A 16,756-nucleotide genomic window follows, 5' to 3' on the forward strand; every position below is an offset into this window, starting at 1 on the left:
GTGGGGGTTTAGTGCCGATTCAGCGCTGCCGATTCAGCGCGGGTAAGGCGCGAGCGCCAAGGCTTCCGGGACGTCCCATAGCGCCGGCGCCGCCGATACGTTCGTAGGCACCAGCGCTCCAGTCGCCCGTTATCGGCGACGCTTGCGAGTCGTCCCGAACAGCGAACGCGTAATCTCACGCCCGAGCACCGTCCCCGCCGAACGGAAAAAACTCTTGACCGCGCTGTTGCCCGCGATCTTCTCCACAAATCCAGGCTCTTCCTTCGCGGGCTTCGCCTTCGCAGCGGGGGCTGCGCCTGCACCGGGCTGTTCAGTTCCGACGGTTGCCGAGGAACCGTCGGACTCCCCGTTGCAGACCTGGCCGCCCTCCGCGCGCGCCTTGAGGATTTCGTACGCGCTTTCGCGGTCCACAACAGTGCTGTATTGATCCGCGATCTGGCTGGACGCGATGATCCGGTCGATCTCGGCCTCCGGCGCGGGCTCCATCGAGGATTCGGGTGCGCGCATAGCGGCGTAAGCCACGGAGCTCGGCGCGCCCTTCTCGTTCATGACAGTGACGACCGCTTCGCCCGTGCCGAGTGAGGTCAGGAGCTTTTCGAGGTCGTACTCGGTGGTGGGGTAGGTGGCGACGGCTTTCTTGATGGCCTTTGCGTCATCGGGCGTGAAGGCGCGCAAGGCGTGCTGGACGCGGTTGCCGAGCTGCGCGAGAACGTCGGCGGGAATGTCCTTGGGCGATTGGGTAATGAAGAATACGCCGACGCCCTTGGAGCGAATAAGCCTCACGGTTTGGATGACTTGGTCGATAAAGGCACTGGATGCGCCCTTGAAAAGCAGATGCGCTTCGTCGAGGAAGAACACAAGTTTCGGCTGGGGAAGATCGCCCACTTCCGGCAGCACCTGGTAGAGCTCAGCGAGCATCCACATCATGAACGTTGAAAACACTTCCGGACGCTCGGCAACGCCGGGAAGTTCGAGGCACGAGATGATCCCGCGACCGTCGGAATCTTTCCGGAGGAAATGCTCGACGTTGAACGCCGGCTCTCCAAAAAACACGTCTGCGCCGGAGTTTTCGAACTGGGTGAGGTTGCGCAGAATAACGCCGGCGGTCGCGGTGGAAATACCGCCGACGCTCTTGAGCTCATCTTTGCCATCGGTCGTGAGGTATTGGATGAGGGCGCGCAGATCCTTGAGGTCGAGGAGGGCAAGGCCACTCTGGTCAGCGTAGTGAAAGATAAGCGAAAGGGAGGATTCTTGAGTCTCGTTGAGACCCAGCACCTTCGAGAGGAGAATCGGCCCGAATTCGGTAACTGTCGTGCGAATCGGCACGCCCTTACCGTGTCCACCCAGCGAAAAGAATTCGGTGGTGCCAGCGCGTGAGACCCAGTCTTGAGCGCGAGCCTTCGCACGTTCGGTGAGTTTTTCCGACACCTGGCCGGGAACGGCGATGCCGGAAAGGTCGCCCTTCATATCCGCGACGAAAACGGAGGTACCGGCGGCCGCGATTTGCTCCGCGATGAGCTGCAAAGTCTTTGTTTTGCCGGTGCCGGTAGCGCCGGCGATCAAACCGTGTCTATTGAGCATTCCGAGCGGCATATAGAGCGGCGCTTCGGGGTTCGGCTCGCCGCCATCGACGACCGCGCCGAGATGGATCCGCGGCTCCTCAAACGCGTAGGCGGCAACGAGGTCGTTCGTGTCGGGCTGAGAGATATCGGCCATGAGGCAGGAGCTCCTTCGCGGTGGTCAGTTAGAGGCGAACGCGACCTGAGTCAAGAAAGTCGAGAACGATCGGCAGAGCGTCCGCGAGCGAGAGATCGCGGCGCACAGCAATAGCGTAGACGCTGCGCGCCATGGCGAACCCCCAGGCAACGTGAATCGCCGCTGCATCGCGCGCGTCGTCCGCCCCCATGCTCGGAGTGAGGCGCTCGGCGATGACCGCGCTGAGTTCGCGGCTCACTCCCCTATTGCGGTCGGCGAGGATTTGCAGCAGCTGCGGCTCGCGAGAGAGCACGCGGTGTGTGAGCTCGCGAGTGTCACTGCGGCGAGAAACGTCATCCGCGTGGATGCGAAGGAGTGCACGGATGGAGTCGCGAACGGGCTCCTGCGCGGGGCGAGAGGCAAGAATGTCCACAAAACGACTGCTCTGTTCAGGATCGACGCCGAGCACGGCCGCCTCCTTGGAGCCCCAGTAGTTGAAGAACGTGCGCGAGCACACCCCCGCTCTCTCCGCGATCTGATCGACCGTCACCTGGGCAAGACCGTGCTCGGCCACGAGTTCGAGCGCCGAAAGATGCATCGCTTCACGCGATTCGCGTTTCTTTCGCTCGCGCAAACCCTCGTGGCTGGCGGCCAGGTCCGACGCCTGCTCTTTCTCCGTTGCGGCTGTGTCGCTCATGTCAATCACGCCTCCTCGTATCGACGTGCGGTGCATCTTCGTGTTCGAGGTGACCGTCAAGCGGTCCATCTCGCCATGGCCGGGCGCTAGTTGGTGCTGCGCAGCTCGGTGTGGCGGATGAACAGGGAAAGCACGAGGGCAACAACCGCGAACGGGGCCGCCGTCGTGAAGACAACCTGCATGGCGTCTCCCATGCCGTGGCGAATGGCCTCGACAATCGGGGCGGGAATGCCCTCGAGCTTCGAGGGGTCAAGAATCGCCGCTGCACTACCGCCGGACTCGCCACCGATCTTTCCCATTGCGGCTGCGACCTGCGGCGGAAGCTGCGCCTGGATCTTTGGCATGAGATTCGCCGACATGACGGAGCCGAGAACGGCGGTGCCGATCGTCGAACCGACGTTACGGAAGAACTGCACGGCAGACGTCGCAACACCGAGATCCTCACGAGCGACGGCGTTTTGGACAATGAGGGTGTAGGTCTGCATACACATGCCGAGCCCCGTGCCGATCACGATCATGACGAGCGTGAGATGCAGTTGCGAGGATTGCCAGTCGAGGCCTGCAAGAAGGATGTATCCGACGCTCATGACGATACCGCCGAGAACGAGGAGTCCCTTGTAGCGGCCCCACTTGGTGATCATGATGCCCATGAGAATCGACGTCACGATCATGGCGACGTTGAGCGGAATGAGGATCGCGCCCGAATTCGTTGCGGATACCCCGAGGACGCCTTGCGCGAACACGGGGATGTAGATGATTCCGCCGAACATTGCGACCGCGATCGCGAAGCTCGCGAGGATCGATAGGGAGATGCGGGAGTCGGCGAGCATGCGGAGCGGGACGAGCGGGTTCTCCGCTCGCATCTCGACGACCACGAAAAGCGCAAGGAGGATTGCCGCGGCCACGAACATGGTGATGATGACCGAGGAATCCCAATCGTAGGTATTGCCGCCCCACGACACGGCGAGCAGGCCGATGACAAGGCCGGGTGTGAGAGTCAGCGCGCCAATGAGGTCGAACTTTCCAGCGCTTGCCCTGTGCGGCAGGCGCATGAACTTTGCGAGGAACACAAGCGCGGCGACACCAAGCGGAAGGGCGAGATAGAACAGGTAGCGCCAACCGAAGTTGTCGGTCACCCAGCCCCCGAAAAGCGGACCAGCGATCGAGGACACGCCGAACACGGCACCCATGATGCCCTGATACTTCCCGCGCTGGCGCGGCGGGATGATGTCGCCGATGATCGTCTGGCTGAGCGGCATGATCGTGCCCATACCGAGGCCCTGGACGGCACGCGAGAACACAAGGAACCAGAAGTTTGTGGCCATGCCGGACAGGGCCGAACCGATCATGAACACGACGAGGCCCGCGATATAGAACATCTTGCGGCCGTACATGTCGGAGAGCTTGCCGACGACCGGCACCGCGACCGCCGAAACGAGCATGGCCGCGGTCGCAATCCAGCTGTAGTGCTCGATGCCGCCGAGTTCAGCGACGATGCGCGGCATGGCGGGGCCGACGATCGTCTGCGAGATCGACGCGACGAACATGCCGAGCATGAGGCCGAGGAACACGAGCTTGCCGTCCCGGTCGAGGCCGGTGAATTCCACGGGGGCGTCGCCGCGCGCCACGTGAGTCTGAAGTGATGTAGACATGGTCCCCTTTTCGTCCGTGCACCGCCACAAAAAATTATGCAGCGACTGCAAAATCCTTAACGTGTGGGAGATTATCGCCTCCTGCCTGCCCCCACCAAGGGCCGCGCGGCGGAACGTGACAAACGGAGCACGGCGGCGTGCTCGACTCGCTCATGGCCCCCTCGCCTCGGCCCCCTCCCGTCCGCCCGTCCACCCCTCCCCTCCTCGATTCTGGACCCTGCGTTTGCGGCGGTATGCGGCCCCATTCCGCCACAAACGTTGGGTTTAGAGTCCTAGTCCACCCGGATGCGGCCTCGCAGCTTCGGGCAGCCTCGGGCAACCGCACTCCCTCTAAACCTCACACAAACAGAAGCGGCGGGGGCTCAGGATCTCTCCCGCTCCCCCGCCACACACGTGCGGTTAGCGAAACTGTCTCACGCCACCATCACAATGGCGATCAACGATCCGAACGCGACTTCCTTCGAATCGCCAGCACAGCTACACCGCCAAACACCAGCAGCGCCGCAACACCAGCAGTCGCAGCAATCTCGGCACCGGTACGAGGCAACGGCAAAGGCGACGACTCACCAGCCTTACCAGGCGCCTCACCAGACTCACCAGGAACACTCGGGGCCTCAGGCGAAGGCTTGCCTGGAGCTGGAGTCGGATCAACCGTCGGCTCGACACTCGGAACCGGAGTCGGCTCCACCGACGGATCAACCGTCGGCTCGACACTCGGAACCGGAGTCGAATCGTCGACCTTTACCAATCCGATTCGCACATCGTTGCCTTCGGCCGTAATACGGGCACTCTCCGGGACCTGCTTCAGCGAAACCGTACCGTCGGCAGCAATGACGAATGTGAAGTCCTCAAAGTTCACATATCCATCAATCGATTTAGTCTGAGCCACGTGATATTCACCTGCGGGCAGAGAATTCAACACGAGACCGTCGGCTAGGGCTCCTACGTACACGGCTTCCCCAGAAGCGCCGGTCACCGAAACTTCACCGCCGCTTACGCTACGTTGCGGTTCGTCAGCGTCATAGGCGGTTAGGCGAACTTCGTGCGTCTTCATCGAGGCAGTAATCGCAAAGTCCTCGTTGATGCGCGTGACGTGCGAGGGGTCTCCCTCGACCGAAATGCTTCTATCAGGCGCGATGGTGAACGTGAAGTCCCCAAACGGTAGGAACCCATCCGGCACAGCGGTGGCTTTTACCCTGTAGGTGCCGGCAGGTAAGTCCTCGACGAGCGTGGATTTCTGGGAGTCTAGAACCCCATTGATCACCTCGTTCTCCTGACCATCAGATCCGATTCTTAGCACCTTCAAGCCATAACCATCGATGTGCGCGCCCTGCGAATCCACAACCGTGAAAGACGGACGAGCCAGTTTCACGTCGTTGACGACATCGACGTGACGCTCATTTAGGGCCTCAGTGCTGATGCCGAACTCTCGGTTGTCTTCGTCATCACCTTCCCAGGCGGGAACGGATTCAACAAGCTTGTAGCTGATTTGCTGCCCATTGGGGTCGGTTGCAGGCAGCCCAACGAGGGTGTGCGCCCACTGCTGAATTGTCTGATCAAGCGTTGTAGAGTTCGGGGTCACGGTAAAGGTTTCAAGTCGGGTGCGTTCCTCCCCATCAATGCGCACGAGTGTGAACGTGAGCTGCTTGGTCGGAATTTCGTCTTGCGTGAGGACTTTGTCCGGGGTAGCCCCGTGGACACGCCATTTCTTCACAACATCAAGATTCTGTGCCGGAACGCTAGGGAAAATCACGGTGCCGGACGTTCCGATACCGCCGCCCCGAAGCGAGGTGTTCCCTTCGATTCTGACGCGGCTGTTTGCGAGCGCGAATTTCCGCGCGCCGTTTTCCACGTTGGCCGTGGCAAAAGTCGACTCGTTAACGCTCACTTCCGCAGTCTTCGGACTAACCTCGAGGGGGTTGCCATCTTTATCGATCCAGGAAGCCAAGCCCCCACCATTGACGCGGTTTTGCAAGGTCTTTTCGCCTTCCCAGGCATTCGTGGGACTGTACCCATAAGCCGCGAAATCATGGCCATATTTTGCGTCACTCGCAGTGTTGCCAAAGAGAGATGCACCGTGAGTGACGGCCCCGTAGGAGTCACTCCAGATACCACCACCGCCATAGGACATCGAGGTCGCACGCTCCCCCGTCGCCTCGTTACCTGTGATAGCAGTGGGCTCCGTAAACCTCAAAACATAAGGTTGTGTCGGGACAGTGATACCACCGCCGTAGCTCCGCGCGGTGTTGTTGAGGATCGCACCACCGCTAATCATTGCATTCGGTGTGGCCAAGTAGAGGCCGCCACCGGTATAGCCAGCATGGTTACCTTGAACTGTTCCACCGCTCATTGTGAATGTTGCTGGATACGCCTTGGTGAAGGCTTCGAATTTTTGTCGCAACTCAGGAGCACCGAATTGGGCTTCACAAGAGCTTTCGGAGCTTCGCCCTCCGGCCACGCCCGTAAAGCACCCATCCCATACGGCAATACCGGCGCCATGGCCATGCCAGCTTCCCTGGAATCGCGTTTGATTTTCGGCAACGGTTCCGCCGCTCACATTAATTCGCACATTGCCGACCGCAAACACGGCGCCGCCATCGCGCTGTGCCGTGTTGTGCGAGAGGGTGCCGCCTTCGATGCTGACAACCGCTGCTTCTTGCAGATCCTGGCCCTGCGCGTCGGTCTTCGAATCCTCAGGCACCGTGGACATCGCCAAGATGGCACCGCCGTAATTGCCTTTATTGTTGGAAATGTCAACACCGTCGTGGACGTTTAGTGTACTGCCGGCACGTACGGTGATGGCCCCACCCACCTTGATGTCCGCTTGGTTCTCAAACGGAGCCACCTGATCAATCGGGATGCCGTTGTTCGCTATCGTGCCTGAATTGAGGTCGGCAACTCCGCCATCGAGCACGAGCGCTCCCGACGTAACCGAGCTTTGTGGATGGCCGGTGTTATCACTAATGTCACCGCCATCGAGCGTAAAGTGCCCGCCGTTACTGACGTAAATCGCTCCAAACTGCGCTCTCCGAGTACCAAACAGCTTCGATCCCTTGAGCATGGTGAAGCTGCCACCACTGACATCTACTTGATAGTAATTAAGAGCCCTTTCATTGTTAAGCCCGCGAAAGTTGAACCCTTCGCCAAACGTTAACGAGGCCCCCTTCGGAACGCCAAAGAATGCCACATCGACATTGTTTTGGACAGTAACCGGGGAGTTGGGATCCGCAGCCTGCACCGTGATGTTTTGTCCTGGCTTCAGGCCGATGCGCCTATACAGCCGTCCACCATCCTGGGTGCCACTCCCATTCAAATTAATGTCGGAGCGGAGCTTGATGACTGTGCGCTCAGTGGTGGAGGCACCATAAAAGGCCCGGTAGAATTCTGCCGCAGTACCCACTTCCACTTCGGCCGCATGCGCGGGGGTTGGGGGCGCCCACGACAAGAGCATGGCCACGAGCGCAAAAACAATTGTGATTGCGCGTCTATGCCTCAGCCAAAAAGTCTCGAAGCTCCGATTTCTTGCCTGTGGCACTACATTCGCATCCAAAATAACGTCCTAAGTCGGGCTATCGGTCCACGCCATCTACGCGGAAGCCGCCTGTTCAGTTTTGCACTTAACGTGTCATTTCACAAGGGCCGAATCGTGTCCGCCACACCGAGACGAATCCCACTGACACTGAATCTCAATAAACCCCGCGCTCCTTTCGGTTCTGGACCCTACGTTTGCGGCGATATGACGCCCCATTCCGCCACAAACGTTGGGTTTAGGTTCCTAGTCCGCTCGGATGCGGCCCCGCAGCCTCGGGCAACCGCACTCCCTCTAAACCTCACACAAACAGAAGCGGCGGGGGCTCAGGATCTCTCCCGCTCCCCCGCCACACACGTGCGGTTAGCGAAACTGTCTCACGCCACCATCACAATGGCGATCAACGATCCGAACGCGACTTCCTTCGAATCGCCAGCACAGCTACACCGCCAAACACCAGCAGCGCCGCAACACCAGCAGTCGCAGCAATCTCGGCACCGGTACGAGGCAACGGCAAAGGCGACGACTCACCGGCCTTACCAGGCGTCTCACCAGGCTCACCAGGAACCCTCGGCTCCTCCGGCTGACCCGGCTCCTCCGGATCCGTCGGCTCCTCAGGCTGACCCGGCTCCTCCGGCTGACCCGGCTTCTCCGGATCGGTCGGGTCCTCAGGCGTCGGATTCTCGCAGTTGCACTTCGTGCCTACGCGAATCTTGCGGGGAGTCGGGTCCTTGACGACGCTCTCGGAAACTGTCGGTTCACCGTCTGGCTGGCCGTTCTTGAGCTTCCAAGTCTTGGTGATCTCCTTCTCGCCGAAGGCACCAGCCTGATCTTGGACGACCTTGCCAACCTCGAGGTTCGGGTCGTATTCGATCACGACGTCGTACGGGGTCTTTTCCGTGTACTTATCCGTCAGGGCCGATTCGTGGTCCTTGGCAGGGCCAACCTCGATGATTTGCTTCACGGGTTCGGTCACTGAAGACTTCGTGGGCTCACCTTTGGTGACGTTGCCCTTGTCATCAACCTGGACATCAACCGTGTACTTCACCTCGCCAGGCTTACCTTCCTGGACGACCTTGGTTTCACCTGGCTGCAGTTCGGGGTTGACGCGAACCTCCACCTCGAACGGAGTGTTCTCGATCCACTCGATGGTCGTGGATGCGGGCTTGCTCTTCGTACCAACCTTGATGATCTCGTTGACCGGCTCCTTGATGCGCTTGGTTTCAGTACGGGTATACAGGACCTCCGACCCCTTTATCTGGGTGGTCTTGGTGACCCTGTCCGTACCGAGCGCGCCCTCTTGGACCGTCTCCTTCGTCCCAGCTTCGAGCGTGTCATCGAAGATGATCTCCGTTTTGAACGGAACGGGGACATCGTACTCGCTGACCTCAGTGCCCTCGGTCTTCTTGGTGCCGATGCGAATGATCTGCTTGACCGGGTCCTTGGTGCGCTCAGTGGTCACTTCGGGGTCACCGGAGGGCTTACCGTCGACAATCTTCTGGGTCGAGGTCACAACCTCGGTGCCGTTCTCACCCTTTTGATCGATGACCTGCGTACCGGCTTCGAGCGTGTCATCGGTGATGATCTCCGTCTCGAATGGAATCGGTCGCTCGGTCTTGGTCACGACCGAGGTGCCCTCCGCGAGCGGGCCGTACTCGACGATGCGCGGCTTCGCCTCCTTGGCCGTCACGTCAGAGCGAGTCGAGACGTTCGGAACGCCGCCCTCTTCGATCGTGGCATCGAACTTGACCGTGATGGTCTTCTCGCCGAACTCGCCTTCCTGCACAACCTTCACTTCACCGGGAGCGAGCTCTGGGTTCGGACGCAGGATCGTCTCGTAGCCAATGGCGGTCGTCCATGTCAGCTCGTCGGTAGCCTTCCCTGGCTTCGTGCCGACGGTAATGACCTGGTCGACGGGCTGCTTCGTGATCTTTTCAGTGATCGTCGGTTCACCAGGTTTCGAGTTGGTGATGTCACGCGTGATCGTCACCGTCTTGGTACCTGGCACACCCTCGGTCGTTACCTTGGATTCACCAGCCGGCATGGTCGGGTCGTATTCGACCTTCACACCGAACGGAACCTCGGTCTCAAAGGACTCAGTGTTCGTGCCGGTTGTCTTGGTGCCCACGCGGATCACAGCATCCTGCTTCCCTGTGATCGTGGTCGTCTTCACAACGGGCTCGCCGGAAGGCTTGCCGTCGACAATCTTCTGGGTCGACGTCACCTTTTCCTCGCCGACAACGCCAGCTTTATCAACCTTCTGCTCACCAGCGGCAAGCGTGTCGTCGAACACGATTGTCGTCTCGAACGGGATCTTGCGCGTCGTCTCGGTGACCAGGTTCTGATCAGCCAGGCGGGGCCCATACTCGATGATCTCCTCGACGGGCTCTTTCGTGGTTTCGCTCTCCGCTACCTCGGCCTGAGCACCCTCAGCCGTGAACTTAGCGGTGTAAGTGCGCTCACCGTTCACACCTTCCTGAACTGTCTTGACCTCGCCCGGAGCAAGCGCAGGGTTCGGACGCAGCGTCGTGCTGAATGGAACCGGCGCGGTCCAGGTGACGTCCTTGGATGCCTCAGCAGGCTTGGTGCCTATACGCACGACCTCGTCAGTCGGTGGGGTCGTCTGTTTCCAGGTGCCGTCCGCCTGCTGCTGTTCCTCGCCCGCTTGACCTTCGGTGACAACCTTGTACTCGCCGGCCGGAATGTCAGCGTCGTACTCGTATTTCACGTCGAACGGCACTGGGCGTGTCGGAACGTCAACGACGTTCACCACTGCCTTGGTCGTGTCCGTTGAGCCATCTTCGTAGGTCACGGTGACGGGAATCTCGACCTGGGTTCCCGGCTTGGCATCTGCTGGTGCGGTTGCTGTGATTTGGCCGTTGTTGTCAATGCTAACGGTCCAACCGGAAGGAGCCTCGCCCAGCGTGTACGGGGCCTCCTTGGCAAGCGTGACGTCTGCTGACTTTTCGAGTGCTACCGGAAGCTTCGCGGTACCGCCCGGGTACACCGTCTCCGCCGGGAACGATGGGTCAGCTTCCCAGGTCACAGTCAGCTTCACGACGGTGGTGACGGGCACCTTGGGTGTCGAGCCATCCGGGGTCACGACATCGACGGTGATGGTCTTCTCATCGCCCGGCTTGGAGTCGGCCGGCGGGGTGGAAGTGACTTCACCAGTCTTCGAGTCGATCGTGTACGTCCAGCCGTCCACCTTTTGCTCAGTGATTGGCGAACCGTCGGCCTTCTTGCCGAAGGAGAAGGTTGAACCCTTCGGGGCATCCTCAACCTGGTGGTTAACGGCTTGGCCCGGGGCCGTGGATTCCACGGAGTAATGAGGCGCAATGTCACCTTTGATGACGACGACGGTGGCCTTGACCTGCTGGGGCTTATTTTCAGTCTCGTTACTGTAATGGGCGTAGACCGGAATATCGAGCACGTGCCCCTCGGGCGCTGTGGCCGGGATGGTGGTGGTGATGCCACCGGTCTCTTCATCGATAGTGACGGTCCACTCGCCCGCGTCATCCGTGAGCGTCTTCGTCGTGGTGCCATCTTCGAAGGTGTAGCGGGCCGGCGCCTCGTCGGTGGTGTTGCCGCTCAAGCCCACCTCAGGCACCGTGGGCGTCAGCGAGACTTCCGAGTTCGGTTTGTCAGTCACCGTGTCGTAATCAGGAACCTTGATTTTCGCGATCGCCTGGAACTGCACCTCGATTTCATCGGTGGTCTGATCTGGATAGGCGGCCTTCACCTTCGGGGTGATGATCGTTCCCGGCGCAACAGAGTCGTCAGCTTTCGCGGTGACTTTGCCGGTTTTATCCACCGTCACGATCCAACCTGCGGGCACGGTGGACTGGTCGACTTCGTACATCGCTGGGGCCACCGGCGCGTAGCCCTTCATGATGGACTTGGTGCCGATCTGAGCGGTGAGTTCCTCGTTCAGGTTGCCCTTCGTGAGGTCAGGGCGCACCAGGTCGGTGACTTGCGTATTGTTCGGGTCAACAACGACCAGAAGTTCGAGCTCGTCCACGGACCCGTTGGAGTAGGTCACGGTGACTTTAGGGAGCGCGAATGTGCCCGGCTTGGGGTTTTCCGGGGCTGTGACGGTGACGTTGTAGTTGTCATCCATCTTCACGTCCCAGCCCTCGTAGATGTACTTCTCGTCGAGCTCAACGGTGGCCTCGAAGCCGCCGTCGCCCTTTTTCTTCGCAAGATCCTCGATCAGGTCCGGGGTTTGCGTGAAGGTGACGGACTGACGGCCTTGAGCGAGTGGCCCCGTCTTGCTGTCAACACCGGAGATGAATGAGTCTTTGGTCTTGTCGTACGTCGGGTCGTGATACTCCGTGTCGTCGAGGGAGATCGTGTGGTTACCGATCGCATTCGGCGTGTTGTAGCGCGGGAGCGAATTCGAGGTTTCGAAAGCACGCCCTGACTGGCCGTAAAACTCATTCGACTCGTACACTTTTTCAAACTCGCTTACAGTGCGGAGTTTGGCGATGACCGAGAAGTCGAGGTTCTGTTGCTCCGCGAGCTTCGTTCCACGGTATTCGGGCCAGGTGAAGTAGATGTCGCCGTTTTCGTCGATGCGCAACAACTGCTCACCTCCGCCCGAAGCGCTCGTATCGCTGGAGGCAATGTACTTTCCGCTACCGTCGTAGGCTTCCACGACCATGCGAGACAGCGAGTCGTCCGCGTTATTGATGTGGCCAACCTTGGTCTCTTCGCCCGGCACGATCACGTGCTGACTGATGCCCTCCCACGACACCGTGATGGAGACACACTGGTTATTCTCGCTCGGCCAGGGGTTCACAAGGGCGACAAATGTGGAGTTTGCCGTGGCTTTAACGCCAGTAACGTTGTCCTGCGTGTACTGAGACTTCCACACGTAGCGGACAGGAGAATCCTCATCAGCTTGAGCGAACTGGGCGACCTCTTCCGCGGAGAGTTCCGCAAAAACGGAGTAGTCCTTTCGGACCTTGTGCTCGATTATAAGAGACTCGTCAGCCTGATCCGTTGCGGTGACTCCGGAAGCCAGGGATTCACCCTCACGCGCCGCCGGCACCTGTGTCTCAGCCGTGACGGCGCCGTTCGAACACTCGAGCTAGCCCACTCCCAGTACGCGAAGGTGCGGTCTTTCGAGTTATCAAACGCGACGGATACTCCCCAGTCTCTCAGACTAGAACTGTCGAGGTTTGGTTCTAGCCTGTTCCAGGTGAAGCCAGCTTGGCTTCCAGCCTCCGTCCCTTGAGGGGTGTGACCTCACAGGTCCCCGCCCCAAGATCCGATGCCATCTGGTCGCCTTGTTCAATCACGCCATTGCCGTCAGCACCGCGCATGCCGCCGGTCATGGATTCGGCTGCGGCGGCCGGTTGCTGCTGGACGACACCGCTCGGGAGCACGCCGAGCGCGCCCAACGCGCGCGCGGCGGCCGTGAGCCTCGCTAGGCCCCCGCGCGCGGCGCGCCCCCGGGGGATTCGAACTATGGAGAAGCACCATTCCTCATCCTTACACTTGGGGATTTTGCGGTAAGCCCCGCGAAGAGTCGACGACAGAATGTCGCTTCCCCCAGGGGAATCTCTCGCGCCAAGGTGGCGCACAGGGGTCACCTACTACCGTTCGCTACCCTGCCGGGCCGGTTTAGGTATGCCAGCATTACTTCCTTCATCAGTGGCCAAGGTCAATACCGATTCCCCGAAACTCAATCACGTAGGCAACCTAATCCCGTAGGTGCGGCAGAAGGTCCTGCCTAGGCACGAGCCTCGACACGAACACCCACCACGTCGCCGGTCATCCGCGCACTTTCGAGCACCGCCTCGAACATTCGATTCCAGCGGGGGCGCTCGGGAAGCGCGCGCGCAAAGGTATCGGACGTACCGTCGGACCTCGCCTGCTGAAAAAACAGCGTTCGCGCTCCCCTCTCCACCCCAGCCTCGCGCCAAAGATCCGAGGCGACCTCAACGATGCGCGGGGCATACGGGGCGAGCACCGGGCTGAGGGTCGTGCGCAGCTCAATCTCTACACCGGCGCGCACGAGGGCGAGAAACGACTCGCGTGAGCGTTCAAAGGCGCGGCTCGCGTTCGGGTTCGCGCTTCTCAGTCCGACGGTTTCCTCAAACACTTCGGGCGGTGCTTTGAGGTCAAATCCGACCCAATCGACGAGAGGCCCGCCTGGGTCCGAGGAGACGATGTCGTGAATCCGGGACGGAAAGGCACCTCCCGTGTGCAGGCCGGTGCGAAACCCGAGCGCCCGCACCTCTTGAAACGCAGGGATGATGGCACGCTGGAGCGTCGCCTCTCCCCCGGAAAACACGACACCATCGAGGAGCCCGCGCCTTCTCGCCAAGAGATCCTCGACCTCGCCCCACGTGACCGTGCCCGGAGTTCGGGGGTCGAGGATCGCGTGGTTGTGGCAATAGCTGCACCGCCACGGGCAGCCCTGGAGAAAGAGCGTCGCGGCAAGCTTTCCAGGCCAATCCACCGTCGAGAGCGGCACGAGGCCCGCGATCTGCAGCGCCTTGGCCGTGAGCGGGGACGTACGCGCATTCATGCAGGGACGACGGTTGTCGAGCGCGCGTCGGACACCCCGAGATCTGCGTGCTGCCCGGCTGCCTCTTCTGTGAAGAACTCTCGCTCGTCAAACTCGCCCTTCTTGCCAATGTTGAACGAGCTTACGGGGCGGTGGTAGCCCATTACGCGCGTCCATACTTCGCACACGTCGCCGCATGTGGGGCACTCGTGGTGTTCACCCTTGAGGTAGCCGTGGCTCGGGCAGATCGAGAAGGTTGGAGTGATGGTGAGATACGGAAGATGGAAGTTCGAGAGGGCACGCTTCACGAGCTGTTTCGCGGCCTCGGGCGAACTCATTTGCTCATTCATGTAAAGGTGCAGCACGGTGCCGCCTGTGTATTTGGTTTGCAGCTCGTCTTGCCATTCGAGTGCCTCGAACGGATCCTCGGTGGCGCCCACGGGAATCTGCGAGGAATTCGTGTAATACGGATTTTCATCCGTGCCGGCCTGGAGAATACCGGGGAAGCGTTCACGATCAGCTTTGGCTAGGCGATACGTTGCACCTTCCGCCGGAGTGGCCTCGAGGTTATAGAGGTTCCCCGTCTCCTCCTGGAACTGCACCATCTTTTCGCGAATATGGTCAAGAATCCGCACGCACATCGCGCGCCCCGCATCCGTCACGAGATTGTGGACATCACCCGTAAAGTTCCGCACCATTTCGTTCATGCCATTAACCCCGAGCGTCGAGAAGTGGTTACCGAGGTGGCCCATGTAGCGCTTCGTGTACGGGTAAAGCCCGCGATCGATGAGCTCCTGCACCGTCGCGCGCCGCCTCTCGAGAGTGTCTTTACCCAGGTCAAGGAGGCGATCGAGAGCGTCCATGAGCGCGGCTTCATCACCCTTGTGGAGGTAGCCCAGGCGCGCCATATTGATCGTGACCACGCCAATCGAGCCCGTGAGTTCAGCGCTTCCAAAAAGACCGTTGCCACGTTTGAGGAGCTCTCGAAGATCGAGCTGGAGACGGCAGCACATCGAGCGAATCTGCCCGGGATCAAGCTCCGAGTTGATGAAGTTTTGGAAATACGGCAGACCGTACTTCGCGGTCATCCGGAAAAGACGCTCTGAGTTCGGTGAGTCCCAATCAAAGTCTCGCGTGATGTTGTAAGTCGGAATCGGGAAGGTGAACACGCGACCATTCGCGTCCCCCTCCGTCATCACGTCGATGTACGCGCGATTAATCAGGTTCATTTCTTCTTGCAGCTCGCCGTACGTAAAGTCGCACACCTCCGTGCCGATAAGCGGATACTGATCCTTGAGGTCGTCCGGGCAGTTCCAATCAAACGTCAGGTTTGTAAACGGGCACTGACTCCCCCAGCGACTCGGAACGTTCAGGTTATAGATGAGCTCCTGCATGTTCTGGCGCACCTCTTCGTAGCTCATCGCATCGAGCCTCACAAACGGCGCCATGTAGGTATCGAATGAGCTGAACGCTTGCGCTCCCGCCCACTCATTTTGCAGCGTCCCGAGGAAGTTCACGATCTGTCCACAGGCACTGGAAAAATGCTTCGGGGGCGCCGAGGCAATCGCGCCCGGCACACCATTGAAGCCCTCCTGCAAGAGCGTGCGCAGCGACCAGCCCGCACAGTATCCCGTGAGCATGTCGAGGTCATGGATATAGAGATCGCCCTCGCGGTGGGCCTGGCCAGCCTCCGCAATGAAAACCTCATCGAGCCAGTAATTCGCGACCAGCTTGCCCGCCGAGTTGAGCACGAGCCCGCCAACGCTGTAGCCCTGGTTCGCGTTCGCATTCACGCGCCAATCGGCGCGGCCAAGATAATCATTGATCGTCGAAATCGGGTCCACAAGGGTGCGCTCGGCGTGGTGGCGTGCGGGCATGGTGCGCTCCTATCGCAAATGGGGTGGTGTATTTCGGTGTGCCGATCGGCCGCGCGTGCGGAGCTTTCGGCTGCCCACTTAGACTCACTCGCGAGCGGCATATCTTGTGGCGCGACACGCGGAGGCCACAACATGTAGTGGTTCCGTGACGGTGTGAGCGGCACAGATCGGGACGAGCGTCCCGATGGGAGGGCGCCCGGGGCGACTCCTGCCGACGCCTACCGAAAGTGGTGAAAAACAGCCCCAAACCCCCGACGCCCCTCAACACCCGCAACGCCCACCTTCAATACCGCCCCTCACCGAGCAAGAAGTGCGTGCGCGCTACCCCCTAAATCAGACCAATACGCCGTGGAACTTTAAATATCCAGAAAAACTCCCGATTAGGAGGATTACGGGCAACAAATATCGACGAGCGCTGCCCACTTTCAGTCTCACCGTGCAGTTTCAAAGGTGTCGCACACTGCACTTAAAGGTGTCGCACCACTGAAGCGCCGGCACCCGACCGCCAACCAACAAGGCACGCGCCACGCTGTGCCCTTAGTCACAATGTCACACACACCACCATCGGACCCTAAAAGCCAAAACTGCAGGCCGCAGCACCGGGAGCGTACCCATCCACAAAAGGAGCTAGATCACTATTTGGACGAATTTGAACGAGAGCGCTCAGCGTTGCACAAAAACCGACCCCGCGCAAATCGCAGACGCACTCGACGTAAACATCCCGTTACAGCAGCAAACGAAGGGACTTAACTCCCTAGAAGTGCATGAAGGTGCGGGTGTAGCTTCTAC

7 protein-coding genes and 1 pseudogene are annotated in these 16,756 nt (G+C 60.1%); all 8 read right to left on the bottom strand.

Going from position 1 to position 16,756, the window contains the following annotated elements; all coding sequences use genetic code 11:
• Positions 1-129 precede the first annotated feature (129 nt).
• The 8 genes and pseudogenes from M3B90_RS04580 to M3B90_RS04610 all read right to left on the bottom strand — a co-directional run bounded on the left by M3B90_RS04580 (position 130) and on the right by M3B90_RS04610 (position 15,967).
• Positions 130-1,716 (bottom strand): DUF853 domain-containing protein, encoded by a 1,587-nt coding sequence (locus tag M3B90_RS04580; RefSeq protein WP_259888845.1) that lies wholly within the window; start codon positions 1,714-1,716, stop codon positions 130-132.
• A 28-nt stretch (positions 1,717-1,744) separates the two neighbouring features.
• Entirely contained in the window at positions 1,745-2,392 is a 648-nt protein-coding gene (locus tag M3B90_RS04585) for a TetR/AcrR family transcriptional regulator (protein ID WP_259888846.1), read from the bottom strand.
• An 86-nt stretch (positions 2,393-2,478) separates the two neighbouring features.
• Positions 2,479-4,044 (bottom strand): MDR family MFS transporter, encoded by a 1,566-nt coding sequence (locus M3B90_RS04590; RefSeq protein ID WP_259888847.1) that lies wholly within the window; start codon positions 4,042-4,044, stop codon positions 2,479-2,481.
• A gap of 436 nt (positions 4,045-4,480) precedes the next feature.
• Positions 4,481-7,501 carry a hypothetical protein gene (locus tag M3B90_RS04595; RefSeq protein WP_259888848.1) on the bottom strand — a complete coding sequence of 1,007 codons (3,021 nt, stop codon included), beginning with the start codon at positions 7,499-7,501 and terminating at the stop codon, positions 4,481-4,483.
• Between the two features lie 472 nt (positions 7,502-7,973).
• A complete protein-coding gene (locus tag M3B90_RS04600; RefSeq protein ID WP_259888849.1) occupies positions 7,974-12,626 on the bottom strand; it encodes a G5 domain-containing protein in 4,653 nt (1,550 codons plus the stop codon).
• Positions 12,551-12,742, bottom strand: a pseudogene (locus M3B90_RS09635) (hypothetical protein); the annotation flags it as partial. The gene M3B90_RS04600 and the pseudogene M3B90_RS09635, both read right to left, overlap by 76 nt.
• 568 nt (positions 12,743-13,310) lie before the next feature.
• Positions 13,311-14,111, bottom strand: coding sequence for an anaerobic ribonucleoside-triphosphate reductase activating protein (locus tag M3B90_RS04605; protein WP_259888850.1), 801 nt, complete (start codon positions 14,109-14,111; stop codon positions 13,311-13,313).
• Positions 14,108-15,967, bottom strand: a complete 1,860-nt coding sequence (locus M3B90_RS04610) for a ribonucleoside triphosphate reductase (RefSeq protein ID WP_259888851.1) — start codon at positions 15,965-15,967, stop codon at positions 14,108-14,110. Before M3B90_RS04610 ends, M3B90_RS04605 begins: the two co-directional genes overlap by 4 nt.
• Between the last annotated feature and the right edge of the window lie 789 nt (positions 15,968-16,756).

This window comes from Dermabacter sp. p3-SID358, from assembly GCF_025147465.1.
In the GTDB taxonomy this organism is placed as follows: Bacteria; Actinomycetota; Actinomycetes; order Actinomycetales; family Dermabacteraceae; genus Dermabacter.

Bases quoted from the DNA above. Each gene is read 5' to 3' on its own strand.
- M3B90_RS04580 (WP_259888845.1), bottom strand. From the start codon at position 1,716: ATGGCCGATATCTCTCAGCCCGACACGAACGACCTCGTTGCCGCCTAC.
- M3B90_RS04585 (WP_259888846.1), bottom strand. From the start codon at position 2,392: ATGAGCGACACAGCCGCAACGGAGAAAGAGCAGGCGTCGGACCTGGCC.
- M3B90_RS04590 (WP_259888847.1), bottom strand. From the start codon at position 4,044: ATGTCTACATCACTTCAGACTCACGTGGCGCGCGGCGACGCCCCCGTG.
- M3B90_RS04605 (WP_259888850.1), bottom strand. From the start codon at position 14,111: ATGAATGCGCGTACGTCCCCGCTCACGGCCAAGGCGCTGCAGATCGCG.
- M3B90_RS04610 (WP_259888851.1), bottom strand. From the start codon at position 15,967: ATGCCCGCACGCCACCACGCCGAGCGCACCCTTGTGGACCCGATTTCG.